The sequence below is a fragment of the Desulfosalsimonas propionicica genome (genome assembly GCF_013761005.1).
In the GTDB taxonomy this organism is placed as follows: Bacteria; Desulfobacterota; Desulfobacteria; order Desulfobacterales; family Desulfosalsimonadaceae; genus Desulfosalsimonas; species Desulfosalsimonas propionicica.
The window spans coordinates 494,723-514,988 of record NZ_JACDUS010000002.1 but is presented as its reverse complement, the minus strand read 5'-3'; the positions used below and the strand labels follow the sequence as shown (position 1 = coordinate 514,988).

General features: G+C 53.8%; 16 protein-coding genes. 10 read left to right on the top strand and 6 right to left on the bottom strand.

What is annotated here, in order from left to right; translation table 11 throughout:
- Positions 1–2 precede the first annotated feature (2 nt).
- Together HNR65_RS05630 and HNR65_RS05625 are read left to right on the top strand one after the other, a co-directional pair.
- Positions 3–1,361: a PFL family protein gene (locus tag HNR65_RS05630; protein WP_181550479.1), complete on the top strand. Its 1,359-nt coding sequence runs from the start codon at positions 3–5 to the stop codon at positions 1,359–1,361.
- Positions 1,362–1,388: 27 nt separating this feature from the next.
- Positions 1,389–2,162: an inositol monophosphatase family protein gene (locus HNR65_RS05625; protein ID WP_181550478.1), complete on the top strand. Its 774-nt coding sequence runs from the start codon at positions 1,389–1,391 to the stop codon at positions 2,160–2,162.
- Here the strand turns inward: HNR65_RS05625 and HNR65_RS05620 are convergent.
- The gene (locus HNR65_RS05620; protein WP_181550477.1) at positions 2,149–2,760 is read right to left on the bottom strand and encodes a TetR/AcrR family transcriptional regulator; all 612 of its coding nucleotides are present in this window, start codon (positions 2,758–2,760) and stop codon (positions 2,149–2,151) included. The two genes, HNR65_RS05625 and HNR65_RS05620, sit on opposite strands and share 14 nt — an antisense overlap.
- 150 nt (positions 2,761–2,910) lie before the next feature.
- Complete coding sequence (locus tag HNR65_RS05615) at positions 2,911–4,407, bottom strand: ATP-binding cassette domain-containing protein (RefSeq protein ID WP_181550476.1); 1,497 nt, start codon at positions 4,405–4,407, stop codon at positions 2,911–2,913.
- Between the two features lie 169 nt (positions 4,408–4,576).
- On the opposite strand from HNR65_RS05615, the gene HNR65_RS05610 reads away from it, so the two are divergent.
- The 4 genes from HNR65_RS05610 to HNR65_RS05595 all read left to right on the top strand — a co-directional run bounded on the left by HNR65_RS05610 (position 4,577) and on the right by HNR65_RS05595 (position 11,522).
- On the top strand, positions 4,577–5,422 hold the full coding sequence (locus HNR65_RS05610; protein ID WP_181550475.1) for a hypothetical protein: 846 nt from the start codon (positions 4,577–4,579) through the stop codon (positions 5,420–5,422).
- A 354-nt stretch (positions 5,423–5,776) separates the two neighbouring features.
- Entirely contained in the window at positions 5,777–7,804 is a 2,028-nt protein-coding gene (gene acs, locus HNR65_RS05605; RefSeq protein WP_181550474.1) for an acetate--CoA ligase, read from the top strand.
- Between the two features lie 72 nt (positions 7,805–7,876).
- Positions 7,877–9,664 (top strand): sodium:solute symporter family protein, encoded by a 1,788-nt coding sequence (locus HNR65_RS05600; RefSeq protein WP_181550473.1) that lies wholly within the window; start codon positions 7,877–7,879, stop codon positions 9,662–9,664.
- A 286-nt stretch (positions 9,665–9,950) separates the two neighbouring features.
- Positions 9,951–11,522: a 3'-5' exonuclease gene (locus HNR65_RS05595; protein ID WP_181550472.1), complete on the top strand. Its 1,572-nt coding sequence runs from the start codon at positions 9,951–9,953 to the stop codon at positions 11,520–11,522.
- Here HNR65_RS05595 and HNR65_RS05590 read toward each other — a convergent pair.
- Both HNR65_RS05590 and HNR65_RS05585 read right to left on the bottom strand, forming a co-directional pair.
- Positions 11,501–13,408 carry a DUF294 nucleotidyltransferase-like domain-containing protein gene (locus tag HNR65_RS05590; RefSeq protein WP_181550471.1) on the bottom strand — a complete coding sequence of 636 codons (1,908 nt, stop codon included), beginning with the start codon at positions 13,406–13,408 and terminating at the stop codon, positions 11,501–11,503. The two genes, HNR65_RS05595 and HNR65_RS05590, sit on opposite strands and share 22 nt — an antisense overlap.
- A 199-nt stretch (positions 13,409–13,607) precedes the next feature.
- On the bottom strand, positions 13,608–14,228 hold the full coding sequence (locus tag HNR65_RS05585) for a restriction endonuclease (protein ID WP_181550470.1): 621 nt from the start codon (positions 14,226–14,228) through the stop codon (positions 13,608–13,610).
- 364 nt (positions 14,229–14,592) lie between these two features.
- Between HNR65_RS05585 and HNR65_RS05580 the strand changes: the two genes are divergently transcribed.
- On the top strand, positions 14,593–15,162 hold the full coding sequence (locus HNR65_RS05580) for a cupin domain-containing protein (protein WP_181550469.1): 570 nt from the start codon (positions 14,593–14,595) through the stop codon (positions 15,160–15,162).
- Positions 15,163–15,171: 9 nt separating this feature from the next.
- Entirely contained in the window at positions 15,172–16,830 is a 1,659-nt protein-coding gene (locus HNR65_RS05575) for an AMP-binding protein (RefSeq protein WP_181550468.1), read from the top strand.
- 88 nt (positions 16,831–16,918) lie between these two features.
- Here the strand turns inward: HNR65_RS05575 and HNR65_RS05570 are convergent, their stop codons facing one another.
- The gene (locus tag HNR65_RS05570; protein ID WP_181550467.1) at positions 16,919–17,143 is read right to left on the bottom strand and encodes a hypothetical protein; all 225 of its coding nucleotides are present in this window, start codon (positions 17,141–17,143) and stop codon (positions 16,919–16,921) included.
- 285 nt (positions 17,144–17,428) lie between these two features.
- On the opposite strand from HNR65_RS05570, the gene HNR65_RS05565 reads away from it, so the two are divergent.
- Positions 17,429–18,328: an SMP-30/gluconolactonase/LRE family protein gene (locus HNR65_RS05565; RefSeq protein ID WP_181550466.1), complete on the top strand. Its 900-nt coding sequence runs from the start codon at positions 17,429–17,431 to the stop codon at positions 18,326–18,328.
- Between the two features lie 163 nt (positions 18,329–18,491).
- Here the strand turns inward: HNR65_RS05565 and HNR65_RS05560 are convergent, their stop codons facing one another.
- Positions 18,492–19,556: an OmpA family protein gene (locus HNR65_RS05560; RefSeq protein ID WP_181550465.1), complete on the bottom strand. Its 1,065-nt coding sequence runs from the start codon at positions 19,554–19,556 to the stop codon at positions 18,492–18,494.
- Between the two features lie 349 nt (positions 19,557–19,905).
- Here HNR65_RS05560 and HNR65_RS05555 point away from each other — a divergent pair, with 349 nt between their 5' ends.
- Positions 19,906–20,256: a TraR/DksA family transcriptional regulator gene (locus tag HNR65_RS05555; protein ID WP_181550464.1), complete on the top strand. Its 351-nt coding sequence runs from the start codon at positions 19,906–19,908 to the stop codon at positions 20,254–20,256.
- The last annotated feature ends 10 nt before the right edge of the window (positions 20,257–20,266 follow it).

Sequence of the window (20,266 nt, the reverse complement as noted above, 5' to 3'; positions counted from 1 at the left end):
AAATGCCATTTGAAGTCGAAGAGATTTACGAAACCGCCAGCATGATCCTGCGCCAGCATTTAGACATCCGGACCACCACCCTGGGGCTGAATCTCAAGGACTGCATTGATTCCGACTTCGGGGTTTTCCGCAAAAACGTCTATGACAAAGTCTGCTCCCATGCCGAACGCCTGATTGCTGAATCTGCAAGGCTTGAGAGAAAGTACGGCATTCCGGTTGTCAATAAGCGCATTGCCGTCACCCCGGTAAGCCTGATCATGGAAACCCATTGCGAGCCGGAAAAGTTTCTTGAAATGGCCCAGACCCTGGATGCGGCCGCCCGGGACGCAGGGGTGGATTTTATCGGCGGATTCGGCGCCCTGGTACAAAAGGGACTGACCCGTGCTGACAGCATGCTCATTGATGTGCTCCCGGATGTCTTGTCTCAGACCGAAAGGGTTTGCTCCTTTTTAAACGTTGGCTCTTTTGTCTCCGGCATGAACCTGGATGCGGTCAACCGGATCGGCCCGATGCTGAAACAAACCGCAGCCAAAAGCGAAAACGCCGTTGGATGTGCCAAGTTCGTGGTATTTGTCAATGCCCCGGAGGACAACCCGTTTATGGCCGGAGCCTTTCACGGGGTGGGCGAGGCGGATGCGGCATTAAACATCGGCATCAGCGGCCCCGGGGTGGTTCGCAGCGTAGTTGAGCAAAACCGGGACTGTGACCTGACCCGGCTCTCAGAGGTGATCAAGCGCACGGTGTTTAAAATCACCCGGGCCGGGGAGTTAATCGGCCGGGAACTGGCCCGGTCACTGGATATCGGATTTGGGATCGTGGATATTTCCCTGGCTTCCACCACGGCCCGGGGCGATTCCGTGGCCGGGGTGATCGAGGCATTCGGCATTGAAAAAATCGGGACCCACGGCTCTACTCTGGCCCTGGCGCTTTTGATGAATGCGGTGAAAAAGGGCGGGGCCATGGCCAGCGGAAATGTGGGGGGGTTAAGCGGCACATTTATTCCCATCAGTGAGGACTCGGGCATGATTGATGCGGTCTGTGCCGGCGCCCTTGGTCTGGATAAGCTCGAAGCCCTGACTGCGGTCTGCTCGGTGGGCCTGGATATGTTTGCCGTACCGGGAGATACGCCCGAAGAAACCCTTTGCGCCATTATTGGCGATGAACTGGCCATCGGGGTGATCAACAACAAGACAACAGCCGTGCGGGTCATTCCGGTGCCGGGCAAAAAGGCCGGGGATCTGGTCCAATTCGGCGGCCTTCTGGGCACCGCACCGGTGATGCATGTCAACGGGTTTTCCTCAAGGGATTTTTTAAAGCGGGGCGGGCGGCTGCCCGCGTCTGTAACCAGCATGCGCAATTAAGCCCGGCATGGCAATGGAGAAAAGCAGTTGAGCAACCACCTGGCATCTTATCTGGATTTTGCCGTGGAAACCGCCTACCTGGCCGGCCGGCTGACCCTTGGATATTTTCAGGCCGGCATCCGACCCGACTTCAAGGCGGATCAGACGCCTGTGACCGTGGCCGATCAAAAGGCAGAGGAACTCATCCGTGGCCGCATTGAAAAAAAATTCCCGGATCATGCCATTTTGGGCGAGGAATTCGGGGAATCAGCCCATAAGGGGGCAAGCCATCGCTGGTATATTGATCCCATTGACGGCACAAAGGCCTTTACCCGGGGCGTGCCCCTCTACGGAGTCCTGCTGGGCCTGGAAATAGAAGGTCGGGTGGAAGCCGGCGTGGCCTATTTCCCGGCACTGGACGAGATGGTGGCCGCTGCCACCGGACTTGGCTGCCGTTTCAACGGCCGGCCGGCCAGGGTGTCTTCGGTTGGACGAATGGCCGATGCAGTGGCCACATTCACGGATCCGGGCAGCTTTGCCCAATACGGGCGCGCCGAAGCCTGGCAGAGAATTTCGCAGGCGGCATACGTGTGTGCGGGCTGGGGCGATGCCTACGGCCACTGCCTGGTGGCCACGGGCCGGGCCGAAGTGATGCTCGATGCTGTGGTCAATATCTGGGACTGTGCCCCGTTTCCGCCGATTTTAAAGGAAGCCGGCGGTTATTTCGGCGATTGGTCCGGCAATGAAATCATTTGCGCAAACGAGGCCATATCCGCAAATGCCGCTGTTTTGCCCCGGGTCCTGGAACTTATTCGCGGGTAGAGGCTTCAAATGTGGCCGCCAGCACGTCGGTGAGCCGCAGGGTGTGTTGCCGGATTTCCTCCGGGGTTCTTCCGGGATACCGGCCGTAGCTGATCATCAGGCCGTTTAGCGCCGAAAATAACGCATGGGCGGCAATTCTTGTATCCTTTTGAATACTGGCCAAAATCACCGCCTGTTCGATGCGGTCCACCATGGATCGCATGCTGTTGTTGAGATTATGGACTCCGTCCTCGGAGAGTTCACCGCCGAGGATAAAGTTGCTCATCATCTGGAAAAAGGTCATGTTTTCGTTGAGGTAATTGACATAAGTCCTGCAGAATCTTCGAAAAACATCTCCGTCCTTGTTTTCCAGGGCAGAATCCATCAGGTCGGTGATTTCCTTGGCGCTTTCCAGAAATACGTCCAGAAAGACTTCGCCAAGGCTGGTATAATGATTGTAAATGGTACCCACACTCACACCGGCGGTTTTTGCGATTTCCCGGACCGTGACATCCCGGAAAACCTTTCTGGAAAAAAGATCCCGGGCTGTATCGGCAATCAGCCGGCGGCGGGCTTCTCTTTCCTCTGTCTTGAGTTGTTCAAGGGTTCTTAACGCCACGATTCATGCTCCTTTCAAAAAACCGGCGGGTTTTTACCCGGTATTGTATTGTGTGATTACCCGTTCATATTTCAAAACTCCATTCTACATCCAATTGTAATGATTTTCCAGAATAATTTTTAAAAATTCTTTTCATGCAAAAAAGATTGTTTAAGAAATCCTGCCGGGCAGGTGCAGGGTGTTCTGGATACAGGACGGCAGCTGTTCTGCATGGTGGGTCACATAGACAATGGTGATATCGCTGATGGCGGCAATGGTGTCTGTGAGCTCCTGAAACGCTCTTTGCTGACTGCGCGCCAGGCCCTGGCAGGGTTCGTCGAGGAGCAAAAGATAGGGATTTTTCACCAGGGCCCGGGCCAGCAGGCACAGCCGCTGTTTACCGGCTGACAATTGCGAAAAATACCTGTCTGCAAATATAGACAAGCCCAGGATGTTCATCCACTGCTCTGCTTTTTGACGGTTTTGGGGGCTGGTTTGCCGCAGCACGCCCAGGGTGTCGTAAAAACCCGACTCCACCACGTCAGCACAGGTGTATCGGAGGGGAAAATACTGGAACAGCTCCGGGGACATGAAACCGGTTTTTTTCTTGATATCCCAGATGCTTTCCCCTGAGCCGCGTTTGCGGTCAAACAGGACAATGTCATTGGCATAGGCCTGTGGGTGATCTCCGTTGATAAGGCTGAGCAATGTGGATTTGCCGGATCCGTTTGGACCGGACAAGGCCCAGTGCGCTCCCTGGTGGATCTGCCAGTTGATGTTTTCAAAAATCACAGTACTGCCATAGGCCACCCGGACATTTTTCATGCCGACCACAAGGTTAAAACGCTGTCTGGCGCTGTTGTTCATCAGTGTCCTGAGCTGCCGGGTGTCTGTCTGGCCCGGAAACCGGTTTTGCCCGAAGGATGCACAGAATGCCTTTTTTTCATACACCTGCAGGTTTTGCTCCGGTGTCGGCACGGCTACGTGCGTGATCACACCAGGGATCTGGTCCGGGTTGGTGGCCATGACAAGGCAGATACCGGAATCTGCAATTTGGAAAAAAAGATCCTCAAAAATTTGACGCGTTTTTTCATCCAGACCGGCCAGGGGGCAGTCCAGCAGCAGCAAAACCGGATGCTGCAAAAGGGCTGCGGCGATGCGCAGTCGCTTGTTTTCACCGCTGGAAAGTTTGATCACGTGGCGCCGGCCGATGGGTTCGAGTTGGAGGCAGGCATATATGCGTTCCAATGTCCAGGGAGTGTCCGGGCTTGCTTTTTGCGCTTTTTCGGCCAGGTATTGCGCCACAGTTGGCGCATGGTCGGCATAGCCGGCATTAAAACGCTGCTGATAATAAAAACGGCCGGCGCCGGCAGGGGGTTGAAAATCATGGCGGATGTCCACGTATACGGAGCGGCGCCGGTTGGCCGCAGCCGGGGCTTCGTGAGGGGCTTTTTGGATGCGGTCATATTCGCTGTGCCGGATTTTGCCTTTTAACACGGGTAATTGTCCGTCAAGCGCCCGGAGCAGGGCGCTTTTACCCGATCCGCTCTCTCCCGCCACAGCCAGGTGCTGGTTTTTTCGGATTTCAAGGTTCAGATTTGAAAAAATCCGTTGCTGATGATACGTGATATCCGTATTTTCAATGCTGATGAGCCGGGTGTTGTCCATGGGGCGCACACAAGCCTGATTCGGGGCCTGCCGACGGCGCGGGCCCGTGGTTTTGATTTTGTATTGATTGTTAGCAGATCGGTACCCGGTTTTTCCACGATTTTTTCCGGTACGCATAAGCGCCGGGATTGTCTTGCATGCAAAGGGTTTTGCAGGAGGAGAAAGACAAATGCCATCCCGAAAAACGTCCGGGTTCGCCGACGGCCCGGAGGGAATCTATCTCTGCCAGGTTGGGGATACGGTTTCGTGCGGGGCCTGCTGCGGGCTCTACAATGTGGCTGATGCCACCAGGCAGGGCCTTTGCCGCATGCTTGAGAAACGCACGCACGCCTTTGCCCGGGTGCCCCGGCAAATGGATGCCATCCTTGCTTTCGGCACCAAGGAGTCGCAGCGGGTGGCCGCCAACGGTCTCCCCATGCCGGAATTTCATCATTGTCCATTTCTGGGATTGATCGGCCGGGATAAAAACCGGGTGGGGTGCATGCTCCATCCTGAAGCAAGGCACAATGCCGGCGTGGATTTACGTGGACTGAGCGACTACGGATCCATGACCTGCCGGATGTATTTCTGTCCCACCCACAACAATGTCCCGGATGATTTGAAAAAAATGCTGCAAGGGGTGATCCGGGACTGGTATGTTTTCGGCCTTAATGTCCAGGAGGCCGAACTGCTGCAAGCCTTTTATGCGCAAATTACCACCCGCAGCCAGGCGGCCTGGCCGGGGCCGGAATCCCTCAAAGATCCGGAAATTTTCAGGTTGTGGAACAAGTTGTTTGAGCTGAAAATCAACTGGCCTTTTGCCGAAGGAAACCGGCCCATGGCCAATTATTTTTTCAATGACCAGCTATATCCCAAACCCCGGGTTGATTACACCAAAACCGGCCGGTCCGGTTCCGCCTATGATGTGATATTCCGGCATCTGCATTCGGTGTTTGCATCCGGGGCGCAGCTGCGCAGGGCAGAGCAGATACTTGATGAGCTGTTTGGTGGTCTTGCTGACACATTGGCACCCTAAGGCCCGGGCTTTAAAAATTTTTTGCGGTGGGTGCTGTGCAAGGTTATATTTTGGGAAATTGTGGTGGTGCACGTCCTGAAATGGGAAAAGCTGTCTGCATAAAAAAAAATGGTAAAAAACCGGCACCCGGAAAAAAAAACTTGACAATCTCCACCGCTGACTGCAATTTTAAGGTACAAGGCGTATAAGAAGAAGTTTTTATCGCCGCACCTCGACTCCTGATCTTGTTTGCTCAAACACTTTTCAGTCATTAACAAAGCATTGTGTAAAACTTTTTCTTAGAAAAAAACACATTACAGCTTAGAAAACACCTTTCACTGCACAAAACACTCAACATCAACGAAAGGGGGTCATATGGCTGAGGGTGAACAAGGTTTAAACTCACATTACGCTGTTCATTGGCAGGAAGAGGAGTTTTATTACCCCAGGCCGGAATTTATCGGCCAGGCCAACTGCACCGACCCGGATATCTTTGAGCGCTTCAGTCTGGACAATTTCCCGGAGTGCTTCAAGGAATTCGGCGATCTGCTGGACTGGGACCAATACTGGCACACCACCCTGGATACCAGCGAGGCCCCGGTCTGGAAATGGTTTGTGGGCGGCATGCTCAATGCCGCCTATAACTGTGTGGACCGCCATCTCGCCAAATACAAAAACAAGACCGCCATCCATTTTGTCCCGGAGCTTGAAGAAGAGCCCATCATTCACATGACCTATCAGGAGCTCTATCGCAGGGTCAACGAAACCGCGGCTGTGCTGCAGGATTTCTGCGGACTGAAAGCCGGCGACCGGGTCACCCTGTATCTGCCCATGACCCCGGAGCTGCCCATCACCATGCTGGCCTGTGCCCGGTTGGGGGTCATCCACTGCCAGGTCTTTGCGGGATTTAGCGGCAAGGCCTGCGGCGACAGGATCTGGGACTCGGAAAGCGAGGTCCTGATCACAATGGATGCCTATTACAGAAGCGGCAAGCTGTTAAATCACAAGGCCAATTCAGACGAGGCCGTGGCAGCCGCGGAAAAGCAGGGCCAGAAGGTCAAAAAGGTACTGGTCTGGAGACGTTATCCGGGCAAGTATTCCTCGTCCACGGATATGGTCGAGGGCCGGGATTTTTTTGCAGACGAGCTGATGCAAAAGTATAAAAATGCCGTGATTCCGCCCGCATCCATGCCGGCTGAAGGCATCTTGTTTCTCATGTATACCAGCGGTTCTACCGGCCGGCCCAAGGGATGCCAGCACAGCATCGGCGGATATCTGTCCTATGTGACCTGGATGTCGAAATATGTCCAGGATATCCATCCCGAGGATGTGTACTGGTGCATGGCCGATATCGGCTGGATCACCGGACATTCCTTTATTGTTTACGGCCCCCTGGCCCTTGGGGCCAGTACCGTGATCTACGAAGGCGTGCCCACTTACCCGGATCCCGGCCGCTGCTGGCGCATTGCAGAAGAACTGGATGTCAATATCTTCCACACTTCACCCACCGCCATTCGCGCCCTGCGCAAGGTGGGCGGCGATGAGCCGGCAAAATACAACTATTATTTCAAGCATATGACAACCGTGGGCGAGCCCATCGAGCCCGAGGTCTGGCGCTGGTACTACGAGGTTGTGGGCAGGGGCAAAGCCGTGGTGGTCGACACCTGGTGGCAGACGGAAACCGGCGGGTTTCTGTGCAGCACCCTTCCCGCACTCCAGCCCATGAAACCGGGCAGCGCGGGCCCGGGCCTTCCGGGAATTCATCCGATCGTCTATGACGATGACGGCAACGAAATCCCGCCCGGGGCAGGCAAGGCCGGCAATCTCTGCGTTAAAAACCCCTGGCCCGGGGCGTTTCAGACCATATGGAAGGACAAGGAACGCTATATCAAGAGTTATTACGGTAAATACTGCAAAAACCCCCAGAGCACGGACTGGAGAGACTGGCCTTACATGGCCGGGGATGCCGCTGTGATGGCAGAAGACGGCTACGTGCGCATCCTGGGCAGAATAGACGATGTGATCAATGTTTCCGGTCACCGGCTGGGCACCAAGGAGATCGAGTCTGCGGCCCTGTCTGCGGTGGAAGTGGCTGAAGCCGCGGTCGTGGCCGTGCCCGATGAAATCAAGGGCACTGTGCCGGATTTGTATGTGTCTCTCAAACCCGGCTATGAAGCAACCACTGAGCTGGCCAAAAAGGTCTCCGAAGCAGTGGCAGACGTGCTGGGTAAGATCGCCAAGCCCGGCCATGTCTATATTGTCCCGGATATGCCCAAAACCCGTTCCGGTAAGATCATGCGCCGGATTCTGGCCTCGATTTCCAGTTACAATGACGTGGGCGATGTCACCACTTTGGCCAACCCGGAGGTCGTCGAGGAGATTCGCCACATGGTCCAGGGATAACCGTGTTTTTTTGACCGGCTTGCCGGCCGGGTGCCGGCCGGCAAGCAAACAAACAAAAGGGGGGGAAAAATTATGGGAAACGGTGGAGTTGACACAACATGGGTCTGGATTTTTCTGGGTTTGTATGTGGTTTACTGTTTCTACTGGGGATTACGGGGGTATTTCACGGAGAAGACCTCTTCGGGCTATACCCTCGGCGGCAGACAGATCCCCATGATCGCCTTTCTGATGGCGGCCACCGCTGCCTCGTTTAGCGGGTGGACCACAGTGGGCCATCCCGGACTGATCTGGAAAGCGGGACTGGCCTATGCATTTGCATCCTTTTACGTGCTGACCATCCCGATCACCGGCACTTTTTTTGCCAAACGGGTCTGGCTGGCCGGCAAAAGGTACGGCTTTGTTACCCCGGGCGACATGTTTGCCTATTATTACAACAATGACGGCGTGCGCTATCTCGTGGTCATTACCGCAGTGCTCTACGGGGTGTTTTACTCCGCAGTCCAGCTTATGGCCGCAGCCGCCTTGTTTAAATGGGTCACGGGAATCCCGCTGGTCTGGGGCGCGGTCATCATGGCCGGCATTGTGTGGTTTTACGTGGTTACCGGCGGCCTGCGGGCCAGTACATGGGTGGGGGTGGTTCAGTTTGTTCTCCTGGTTCTGGCCATCGTCCTGGTGGGGGCGTTTACCTTGTCCCATCTGGGCGGATGGAGCGCCATGAGCGAGCAGGTGGCCAATCTGCCGGACAAATACCTGCAGGTGCCTTCAGTAATTGAATTTACAGTGGGCAAGACCACATGGACCACGGTGATGATTCTGACCTATATGTTTGCCCTGATGGGCATTCAGTCTTCACCTGCTTTTATCATGTGGCAGTTTTCCAACAAGAACCCCAGGCCCTTTGCCTGGCAGCAGGTGTTTATGTCCACCTTTATCGTGGGCTTTGCCCTGTTTTTTTTCACCGCCTTCCAGGGCCTTGGTGCAGTGATTCTGGACCGGGCCGGGGAGCTGAGCCTGGCCGCAGACAGTGATGTGGTCCCGCAGCTCATGGCCAATTATATCCCCTCGTTTCTGCTGGGTGTTACCTTTATCGGGCTGATTGCGGCCATGCATTCCACTGCCGCGCCTTATATCGGCACTGCCGGCTCCATGCTGCTAAGAGACATCTGGTGGCTCAAGATCCGCAAGAAAAAAGGCGGGCATGCAGAGCAAATCTGGGTTAACCGGCTGTTTGTCACCATTATCACCATCATCGCCCTTACCGTGGGGTTAAATTCCACAGCTGCCCTGGTGATCCTGGGGGCGCTGGCAACGGCATTTGGTTTTGTCATGTACGTGCCCCTGCTGGGAACGCTCTGGGGTTTCAGGTGGCCTTCCTACGGCACGGTCCTGGGTATTCTGGCCGGCTTGGTCGTGGTCTTTCTGACCTATAAGGTCTGGCCCAACCCGCTGACCATGCACAGCGCATTCTGGGGCACAGCATCCGGTCTGGCAGTGGCTTATATTTGCCGGGGCCTGGGAGTCAAGGACAGTGCCGAGACCGTGGAGCGGCAAAGCGAGTTCCGGGGCTGGCTGGATAACGTGGAAACGCCCACTGCCAGCGGCCGCAAATGGCGCAATGCCATGAAGTTCGTGGTGCCCGCATGGTACATATTGGCCATCGGCCCCCTGTGCATTATCGGCAACAGCGCTTTTTCCTTTGCCGGATTTCCGCCCCTGTGGTCCTGGCAGATAACATTTTGGATTTTGGGCATTATCATGATGTGGGCCCTTTGTTTCAAGGCTGAGATGTCAAGCATTACCGAAAAGACAATTCAGCGCGCGGAAAATGAGCCCAACATCGTGGTGGAGGAAACCACCTAAAGATTTGCGGCCGGCAGTGTTTTGACCCGTAACCGTTAAAGGAGGAGGGATTATGAAACCAGAAGATATGTGGATGCTCATTGTCGTGGGATTTTCCATCCTGTGGGTCATTCTGATCGGAATGGGCCTGCTGGGATAACATATTTATCTTAAAATGTTACCATGCCGGTCCGGGCGTGCGCCCGGACCGGCAATATCATGTCAAGGCCGATCTGCAGGGGTTTTTGGAACGATCAGCGTGAGATTGTCCCCAACAGGTATCACAGGGCACGGGAGCAGGAGGCAAATGGACCTGAAAAGTAAGTTTTGGGTGCTAAGTCTGGCTATCATTACCACCCAGTTTGCCGTGCTCGGATATTTGTTTTTTTTGTTATGGACCCAGCTGCCGGAAACCGCCAGGCAAACCATCTGGGGTTCCCAGGGGGAGTTTTTCGGCCTGTTGTTTTTAATCAGCCTGGTGATTTTAATGGGCATTTTGTTCCTGTTAAATGAAATCTTCCAGAGCTATATCCTGCCCTTGTCAAGGATCAGCGAAGAAATCGAACTCATCAGCACTGTCAACGCCGGCCACAGAATCAACGTCACCGAGGGCGGCAAAGAGATCAAAAGTATGGTGCAAAAAATCAACAAGGCCGCAGATAAGCTGCAGCACCTGCAGGAACAGGTCCACCAGCAAAACCAGCCCGACTCGGAACTGCGAACCGACCGCGAGACACTGGCCTCGCTTTTTACCCGCATGCCCCTGGGGGTGGTGGTCTGCAACCGGCGGGGCAAAATTCTTCTGTATAACCGAAAAGCAGATGAACTGCTTTGCAAACGAAGCCCGGCCAACGGCTCCGAAATATCACTGGGGCTGGGGCGATCCCTGTCCGCGTTTTTAAACCAGGACGAGATCGCCCTGGCCATGCATGATCTGCACACCCAGCTCGACGAAGATGTCCGGGAACCCGTTTCCTACCTCCAGGTCAGACAGGATCAGGGGGCGGATGTGCCGGCCCAGATGGTCTGTATCCAGGATCATGAGCATGCAATTCTGGGATATGCCCTTTTTTTGCATGCACACGAGGACTATTGTCTGCTCCAGCCCCATGGTCAGGAGTCTTTCTTTCTCCATAGCACGGGCAGTGCGGATTTTGCTGCCAAGAGTCAGGGGCCGGGCATACTGCAAAATGGCCGGCCTTGTACCTATGATTTTCAGCTTTTGTACCGGCAGCAGAAAAGCTCGCCCATGGACATGCGCGAACTCTCAGAGCTCACCTACACGGTGCTGGATCTTGAAACCACCGGCCTGGATCCCTTGGGCGGCGATGAGATCGTTTCCATCAGCGCGGTCAGAATTTTTAATTTTCGAATTGTACCCGGCGAGACTTTTGACCGCCTGGTGAATCCGAATCGCTCCATTGGTCTCGAATCCATACGTGTGCACGGCATCACCGATGAAATGGTGGCCAATCAGCCGGGAATTGAACAGGTGCTTTCGCATTTCTGGGGATTTGCCAAAGAAAGCGTACTCGTGGCGTATTGCGCGGATTTTGATCTGACCTTTCTGCAGCTAAAGGAACAGAATATCGGGCTCAAGTTTGACAATCCGGTCCTTGACGTGCTTTTGCTTTCCCTTTATGTGCATCCCGGCCAAAAGGACCATTCCCTGGAAGCCATTGCCAGCCGGCTGGGCACCCGAATATATCCCAGGCACACCTCCATGGGAGATGCCCTGACCACTGCAGAGATCTTTTTGCAGTTGATTGCGCTGCTGAAAAACAAGGGGATCAATACGCTTCAGGAGGCCAGGACGGTTACCGAGCAAGTCAAGTATGTGGGCCCCAACAAAAGGGATCAGGTGATGCCGATGTCCTGAGTCAGGTCCATTCGCATCTTGCCCTGGGCGATCTTTATACGTTTGAAGGCTTCTTTCAGGGACTGCCGTTCCATATGGGTGAGTTTGTTGGGCTCTATGAGATTGTCGGGTTTTTGTTTTTCTTCCACCAGCACATTCACCTGGTGGGCCAGGCGCATGTGCATCAGAAATCCGTAGGCCAGGGCCAGTTCCTCATAATCCTTTTTTTCCAGTAAACCTTTTAGCTGGACTTCTTCCAGCCGTTCCATGGTGTTGGTGGATTTTATCCGGTTTTGCAAAGCATAGATGCGGGCGAAATCCACAATCAGCCGCATGGGGGTTTTGATGTCCAGGCTGTTTTTTCGTCCGTCCCTGGTTTTGAGAATCAGGTTGCCGAAAAAATCCAGCGGCGGCTTAAAATGCAGGGCATTTTCGGCAAAATGACGATAAAATCCCGCCCAGCCCGAAAGGGCTTTAAACAGATCCGCCCGCAGTTCATCGACAATATCGGCCTGTCCGAACCCGAGCCGGAAATCAAAGAAAATGCTGGAATGAAGCAAGGATTCGGGGTCGGCTTCGTGGATCCATTGCCGGAAATACTGCTTCCACTTGCCAAGGGGCTGGCACCATTTGGGGTTTTGGGCCATGATTTCATACTCACACAGGCTGTAGCCCGCCTCATTGAGCCAGTTGCAGACTTTTTGGCCCAGGGCCAGGAAAAAAGACTGGACTTCTTTTTGCTTGTTTTCGGCCACATCCCTGAAAACAATGGCATTGTCCTGGTCGGTTTTCAGGGTCTGTTCCCTGCGCCCCTCGCTGCCCATGACCATGAAGGCAAACTCAACCGGGGGCTGCCCCATTTCGTCGAGGGCAAAGCCGATTATTTTTTTAAGAATGGCGTCAGAGAGCTCCGTGATGATCCGGTTTAAATGGCTGGCAATGGCACCGCTGTCGATCATGGACTTGATCAGGCCCGGGAGTTGTTTGTGCCGGGCTTTTAGTTCCTGAACACTGTCTGCAAGCTGGATTTCCCGCATGAGGTAGACCGGAGAGCGGCCCTGGGCCAGCAGCAGATCCTGCTCGGTTGCAATTCCAAGCAGTTTTTGCGCATTGTCCGTGACAGCCAGATGCTTGATGTCGTATTTCATCATCTGCATGATGGCTTCAAATATCTGGGACTGGGCAGGCATGGTAATCAGTGGGGCGCCGACAATTTCGCTTACTGGATTGTTTACGGGGTAGGCTTCTGCCACCACTTTTTTGCGCATGTCATGATCCGTGATCAGACCGATGCTGTTGCCGTCCCCGTCCATGACCACAACAGAGCTTCTTTTTTTCCGGGTCATGAGTCGTGCTGCCTCCTGAATAGTGGCATCGGTGCGGCACGCGGCAAATTCCCTGGAAAAAATATCCTGCAAGGTCAGGTTTAAAAAACTTTGATCGCCGGATTCCCGTGTTTCCGGGGTTTTGGCGATTAAATCCACGTAGGGCTCCTGCAGCATCTTTTCGCTGAACTGCTCCGTAAAAAAGCTGGTGAATTTCGGGTAATGGGAGCAAAATTCGAGAAACAGCTCCTTGGGAAGGCAGTAAAAGGTGCTGTCTTCCAGGGTCTGAACCGTACGAATGGAAATGCTTTTGTTAAACAAAATCGACAGGGCGCCATAGATGCTTTTTTCCTCGAGCACCCCGTCCAGGGTCTTTTTGTCCCCGTCCTGGATATATTTCTCCAACCGGCCTTCCAGGAGGATATACACATAATTGAGCACGGTTTTGTTTTGCACAAAAAGAACCATGTCCCGGTAGCGGTGGCTCTTGGTCAGTTCCTGGGCCGCTTTTCGCAGTTCATGTTCGGGCAGCACGTCAAAAGGCGGGACAGTGGACAGGAAATCAAACAAAGAGGAGCTCATGGTTTCCTCCTATCGGGGCTTGCCGCCGATTTTTGATGGCACCGGAAAAAATCCAGTATCTGCGTTACACGAGATTTCTCAGAATTTCACGTACGGATAACTACTTTGCATTATTCGAAATCGTGCAAGCCTTGATCTTGAACTTTTTACGGCGCCATCTGAAAACCGACTTTTACGAGACCATCATTGTTGAAGGTTTTCAGCTTCGGCCGGGTTTGATCATCTTTCCCAGGTCGTTGACGTCAATTAATCGGACTGCGCTGCCTGCAGCCAGTTCAGAAGCCTCCCGGGTAAAACCGCTGCAGGAAATGATATGGGCTTGTCCGGCGTTGTCTTTTTCCAGCCTGTCAATCATGGCCTGTACGGCTTTGGGCGTTATTTGTCCGGATTTGTGATGCCTGTGCTGAACAAGCACCTGCTGGCTTTTTTTTTCCGCGATCAGGTCCACTTCAGCCTCATCGCCGGGGTCTGCATCCGGCTTGATGCGGTAGCCGTTTGCTGCATAAATGTCTTCCACCAGCTGGGTAAAAGCGCCCCGGGAAAGTTTTTTGATGGCTGCCGGGTCCTCCCGGCCGCTTAGCAGGCGGTCTTTTTTCCAGGTGTTGTAAGCGGAAACCGGGGCAGGGATCAAAACGATCAGGGCAATGAGCCAGGCCGCGTCCGCCAGTCCCCCGGCCAGAGCAGCAGACAGAGATTGTCCTGTAACCAGTTCCGGCAGGATGAATTTGAGCACCACAAAAACGGCAGCGGCAATTGCCGCACTCACCCACCAGGGTGCATCCACCAGAAGCTCCAGAAGGTTTTCGCGATACGCAGCCATGGTTCACCATTCAGAAAAGGAAAATAAGGTTATCATATGGCTGCCAATTCTTTCATGCAGCCGCTAAACCAACATTGAAACCAGTTAAGGCAGAAAAGATGGGAAAAATTTAATTATAAAAAGAATAACAGTCCCTGGCAGCCATGTAAAGGCACTATTTATATTGTCTGTTCGGTTACGGATTGTCCGGGCCCGCGTATAAGGCGGGCGGTGCGGGTTATGGTTTACATCATTGCGCAGATAAGGTATAGAAACCCGGTTCGTGGCATATGTGTCACAGAACAGGGACCGGGTTTGTGGAAAAAATTTTTTCCGGGCGGTATCCGGCAGCCCGAAAGGCTTACAGATCAGGCATGGAGGTCACATGAAATCCGAAAAAGTGGGCCAGCGAATCAAGGCGTTTATGGCCACGAAAGAAATTGATATGGACGAGTTGGTGCGGCGCACTGAGCTGTCCCCCGAGTTTTTGCATTCCGTGGTGGAGGAAAATGTTTATCCATCCCTGGGGCCCTTGCTGAAAATTGCCCGGGCCCTGGAAGTGCGGCTGGGAACGTTTCTGGATGACCAGTTGAGCCAGGACCCTCTGGTGATGCGCCGGGCTGAGCGCAAAAATGAGCTGAGTATGCTCCGGGGCAGGGACAAGCCCGTGGATTTGAAATTTTACTCCCTTGGCAAAGGCAAAAGCGATCGGCACATGGAACCGTTCTATGTTGAGATCCTGCCCGAGTCGGCAGAGGAAAAGCATTTGTCCAGCCACGAGGGAGAAGAATTTATCGTGGTGCAGCAGGGTGAGGTGGAAGTGATTTACGGAGATGAAACCTATCGCCTGGGCGAGGGCGACAGTATTTATTACAACTCCATCATTCCCCATTGTGTCAGCTGCCTGGGTGAGGCGCCCGCTGCCATCTATGCGGTGGTCTACATTCCCAGATAGGAGGCGGTTATGGACAATCAATTGCGCACCATCACCATGGGCCAGCTTTTGGACGAGGCTGTTGCCGGCCATCCGGACAATGATGCACTGATATACGTGGACCGGGATTTCCGCATGACCTACCGGGAATTTGTTTCCGTGGTGGACCGCCTGGCAAAGGGGCTGATGGCCATGGGTGTGGCCAGGGGTGAAAAAGTGGCCGTCTGGGCCACCAATATCCCCTACTGGGTGGCGCTGCAGTTTGCCACGGCCAGAATCGGGGCTGTTTTGCTCACGGTCAACACCAATTACAAAAGCGATGAACTGGCTTATTTGCTGCAGCAGTCGGAATGCGAAAATTTGTTTTTAATTGATGGCTACATGGATAGCGATTATCTGCAGATCGTCTATGACCTGGTCCCCGAGCTTCGGTCCCAGGACAGGGGCCGGCTGGATACCCCCCGTTTTCCGCACCTGAAACGGGTGTTTTTTCTGGGAATGGAAAAACACAGGGGCATGTATGCCCTGCCCGAGGTCATGGCAATGGGGGCTCTGGTTTCTGATTCGGATTACAGGGCCCGCCAGGAGCAACTCGATGTTCATGACGTGGTCAATATGCAGTACACTTCCGGCACTACCGGGTTTCCCAAGGGAGTGATGCTGACCCATTATAACATTGTTAACAACGGGTTCTGGATCGGGGAGAATCAGAAATTTACCGCAGCCGACCGGGTTTGCCTGCCGGTTCCCCTGTTTCACTGCTTTGGATGCGTTCTGGGGGTTCTGGCGGCGGTCAGCCATGCCGCAACCCTTGTGGTGCTGGAAAAGTTCGATCCGGTCCAGGTCATGGCCGCTGTGGAGCAGGAGAAATGCACGGCCCTGTATGGCGTGCCCACCATGTTTATTGCCGTTCTGGACCACGGACTGTTTGACAAGTTTGACTTCTCCTCGCTGCGCACCGGCATCATGGCCGGCTCGCCCTGTCCGGTACACGTGATGCGGCAGGTCATAGACCGAATGTACATGCATGAAATCACCATTTGCTACGGGCTCACCGAGGGTTCCCCGGTGATCACCCAGACCATGCCCGGAGATGATATGCGCCGGCGAACCGAAACTGTCGGCCGTCCCATGCCGCGTATCGAAGTCAAAATCACGGACCCGGAAACCGGGGAGGAAAAAGGCCCGGGCGAACAGGGCGAGGTGTGCTGCCGGGGCTATAATGTCATGCGCGGCTACTACAACATGGCCGAGGCCACGGCCAAGACCATTGACGCCGACGGATGGCTGCATACCGGCGATCTCGGGGTGCTTGATGCAGACGGGTATCTGGCCATCACGGGCAGATACAAGGACATGATCATCCGGGGCGGGGAAAATATCTATCCCCGGGAGATCGAGGAGTTTCTCTATCAGCTCGAAGGGGTGGTTGATGTGCAGGTGGTGGGGGTGCCCAGCAAGAAATACGGCGAGGAGGTGGGCGCCTTTGTGATCAAAAAATCCGATTCAGACTTAACCGGACAGGATATCCGGGATTTCTGCCGGGGCCGGATCAGCCGCTACAAGATTCCCAAACACGTTGCCTTTGTGGATGGCTATCCCATGACCGCCAGCGGCAAAATCCAGAAATACAAGCTCCAGGAGCTCTCAGTGGACAAGTTTCCCGGACCGGACCGGATCCGGCCATAACGGATGCAAACCCAGACGGCCAACCGGACAAGGCAATTGCGACAGCGGCCAGCACCTTGTCCGGTTGTGCAAAAAAAATCCAATCATTTTATATGCCGCTGGTATCCAGCCAGATATCGGCTTCACTGCCGCATCGGGTGCAAACGGCATGTCCTTCAACCGTGCCCGGTTTTTTCTCCTTTAGCACCTTTGCCTCTTCCATCTTTTCTTCCGGTTTGTCCTCTTCAGGAACCAGGCTGCAGGTGATCATCATTTCCGCCTCATTGCCGCATTTTTCACATTCACATACCTGCTTGAATTTCTTTTCCGGCATAACCGCCTCCGTTTTAAAAGGTGTTTTCAGGTGTAAGCTTCCTGAATCAAAAATACATCCTTTTGGCCTGATGTCAAGCCATTGCCCTGCGGCCCGGGCCTTGGAAAAAATTCCGGGTCCGGTGGCGCATACTGAAACAATGATTGAAAATCAGTATGAATTCTATTATCTTAGGACCTGCAACAGCTGGTCCAGGAATTTTTATCTTCATTTGTTCCGGTACCGGTTGTTTATTGGCCCCTTTTTTCCTACCCATCCCAAAGGCTGCAAGGAGGCAAGATTGCCATGACACAACCCGCTTTTACCACATTGATTTCCGGCTATTTTTTTCTGGAGGCACCTCGCTGGCACGACAACAGGCTATGGCTTTCGGATTTTTATCTGAAACAGGTCATTGCCGTAGATCCGGACGGAGGCGTTGAAGTCATTGCCGAAGTGCCCGGCCAGCCTTCCGGTCTGGGCTGGCTTCCTGACGGCCGCCTGCTGATTGTATCCATGACAGACCGCAAGCTTCTTCGGCAGGAAAATGACGGAAGCCTTGCGGTTCATGCGGATCTGTCTGAAGTGGCCGGCGGTCATGCCAATGACATGGTGGTGGACCGGCAGGGAAGGGCTTATGTGGGTAATTTCGGCTTTGATCTAATGGCCGGCGTTCCACTGCAGACAGCCAGTCTGGCCCGGGTCGACCCCGACGGAACCGTGCGTGTGGCCGCAGAAGACCTGTATTTTCCCAATGGTTCCATGATCACCCCGGACGGCCAAACCCTGATTGTCAATGAAACCTTTGCCAACCGCATCTCTGCCTTTGATATCCGGGCTGACGGGTCCCTTGGTTCCCGCCGGGACTGGGCGGTTCTCGGCCCCATGCCCAAAGGACGGGAGCTGGCCGAGGTCATCCCCCAGGCCAAAGCGGCGCCTGACGGCGGGGTTCTTGATGCAGAAGGGGCTGTATGGCTGGCCGATGCCATTGGCAACCGGGCACTGCGGGTAGCAGAGGGCGGCAGGATTCTTGATGAGATTTCCACGGGCGCGCAGGGTGTATTTGCGTGCACCCTGGGCGGGGTTAACCGTCAGACCCTGTATTTGTGCGTGGCTCCGGATTTTGCCGAGCATAACCGAAAAGCCGCCCGGGAGGCCGCTATCTGGGCGGTGGATGTGGATGTTCCGGGCGCGGGGCTTCCCTGATACATCCTATAAAATCGGGCAAAACCGGATCAAAAAGAAAAAAGCGGGGATGCCGGCAGGCTTTTGCCTGACATCCCCGCTTATGGACTGCGTTGTTTCAACCGGTTTGAAAAAGTCCGGCAGTTTGGTTTGAATAAATGCCGTGGTTTTTCGGTGGTTTGTTTTACTTGACCAGCTTGATCTCAACCCTGCGGTTTAAGGCCCGTCCGGTTTCCGTGGCGTTGTCGTATTCGGGATTGGCTTCCCCGAATGCTCTGAGATCCATTGTTACACGCTCCGGGTCAACACCCTGCACCTTTAGATAATCGGCCACGGCTTTGGCCCGTCTTCTGGACAGTCTCAAGTTATACTCGGCTGATCCCTTGCTGTCTGTATGGCCTCTTAAAATCACCTTTTGGCCCGGGTGGGCCTTGATGATCTCAACGGCTTTGTTCAGGTTGCTTTCATATTGGGACCTGATTTTACTGCTGTCAAAGCCAAACAAAACATTGCCGATCACCGGGGCCTTTACAGCCGGTTTTTCCTTTGGTTTGGGTTCGGTTTTCACCTGGCGGGTTTCATAAAATACTTTTTCGATAAATGCCTGTCTGCCGGCATCATCTGCCAGGGTGTCGGCTTCGGTGGTGGTGGAGCAGGACTGGATGCGCGCCATCTGATTGACCAGGGCTTTTTCTTCAGGGCTCTGGGCCAGGCTCAGGAAGTGAAAACAGATGCGGTCGCCGTATTTGTCATCCATTGCCTGGAGCACACCCACCGGTTCCGGACCTCGGTTGGATTCCCCGTCTGTGGCCACAATGACGTTGATCCGGTCCTGCAGCCGGGACAGCGCGCCGTCAAGGCTTTTCATATCCTGTCCCATCGGGGTCTGGCGGTCAAAAATGGGAAACTCAACAGGCATGGCTTCAAAAGAGCCTTTCAATCCCTGGGATCCCGGGGTTCCGGCCGGAAGATATTTCTTGTAAGGGGCGTATGTATATACGCCGAAAGTGGCATCCAGTTTTGGCAGATCCTGACTGACGGCTGCCAGCAGATCCTTTGCGGCCTGGCTTTTGGGCATTTCCAGGGGCTTGTAGTCAAACCCCATGGACCCGGAGTTGTCCACGAAAAAAACAAAGTTCTCCGCCTTTGGCTCAATTTTTGTTTTGGTTTGCGCAAAACTCTCACCTGCCAGAAATGTGACAAATATGGCAGAAAGAATGATTACACCTGTTTTTACAATAGGTTTCATGGCGTTGCTCCTTTTTTGGGAAAAGATGTCAATAAGATGTTTGCTTAAAATTCTTGCCCGGTGAATTTTTGTGGCAGGCCCTCCTTGCGTATATGGTGACGCATTTGTGGTGAAATAAAACCGCTTGGCACTTGATTCCGGGAAACTATATATTCTTTAGAAAAGATAATCTTGTTGTTTGCTGGTGTCAATTTTTGGGTTTGCAGACTGGCCAGGAGTGAACACAAATCATGATTGTGCGGATATGCGTTTTCGGATAAAATAAAAAATTTGTATTTGTTTCAAAAAGGCAACGTGTAAGCCGGTCAAACAGATGGTTTTCAAATGATCCGGAAAGGATTTTTTTATTTTGCGAAAAGACATCGACCTTGCAGAATTTCAAGAAGCCCTGCAAAAGCGTCTGGAAGCAATCGAAAGCGGGCAGGCCGACAAAAAAGACGACACAGCGCCCCTGGAACTGGATCAGGCGCGCACAGGCCGGCTTTCGCGCATGGATGCCATGCAGCAAAAGGCCATGTCCCGGGCCGCATCCCGACTGGCCGAGCAGGAGCGCAGGCGGATTTACAAGGCGCTTGAGCGCATGAAAGACGGGGATTACGGATATTGCGTCAATTGCGATGAAGAAATTGCAGAAGGCCGGTTGCGCTTTGATCCCAGTGTGGCAACCTGTATTGAATGCGCGCGCAAGGCGGAGAAATAGCCAATTTCCA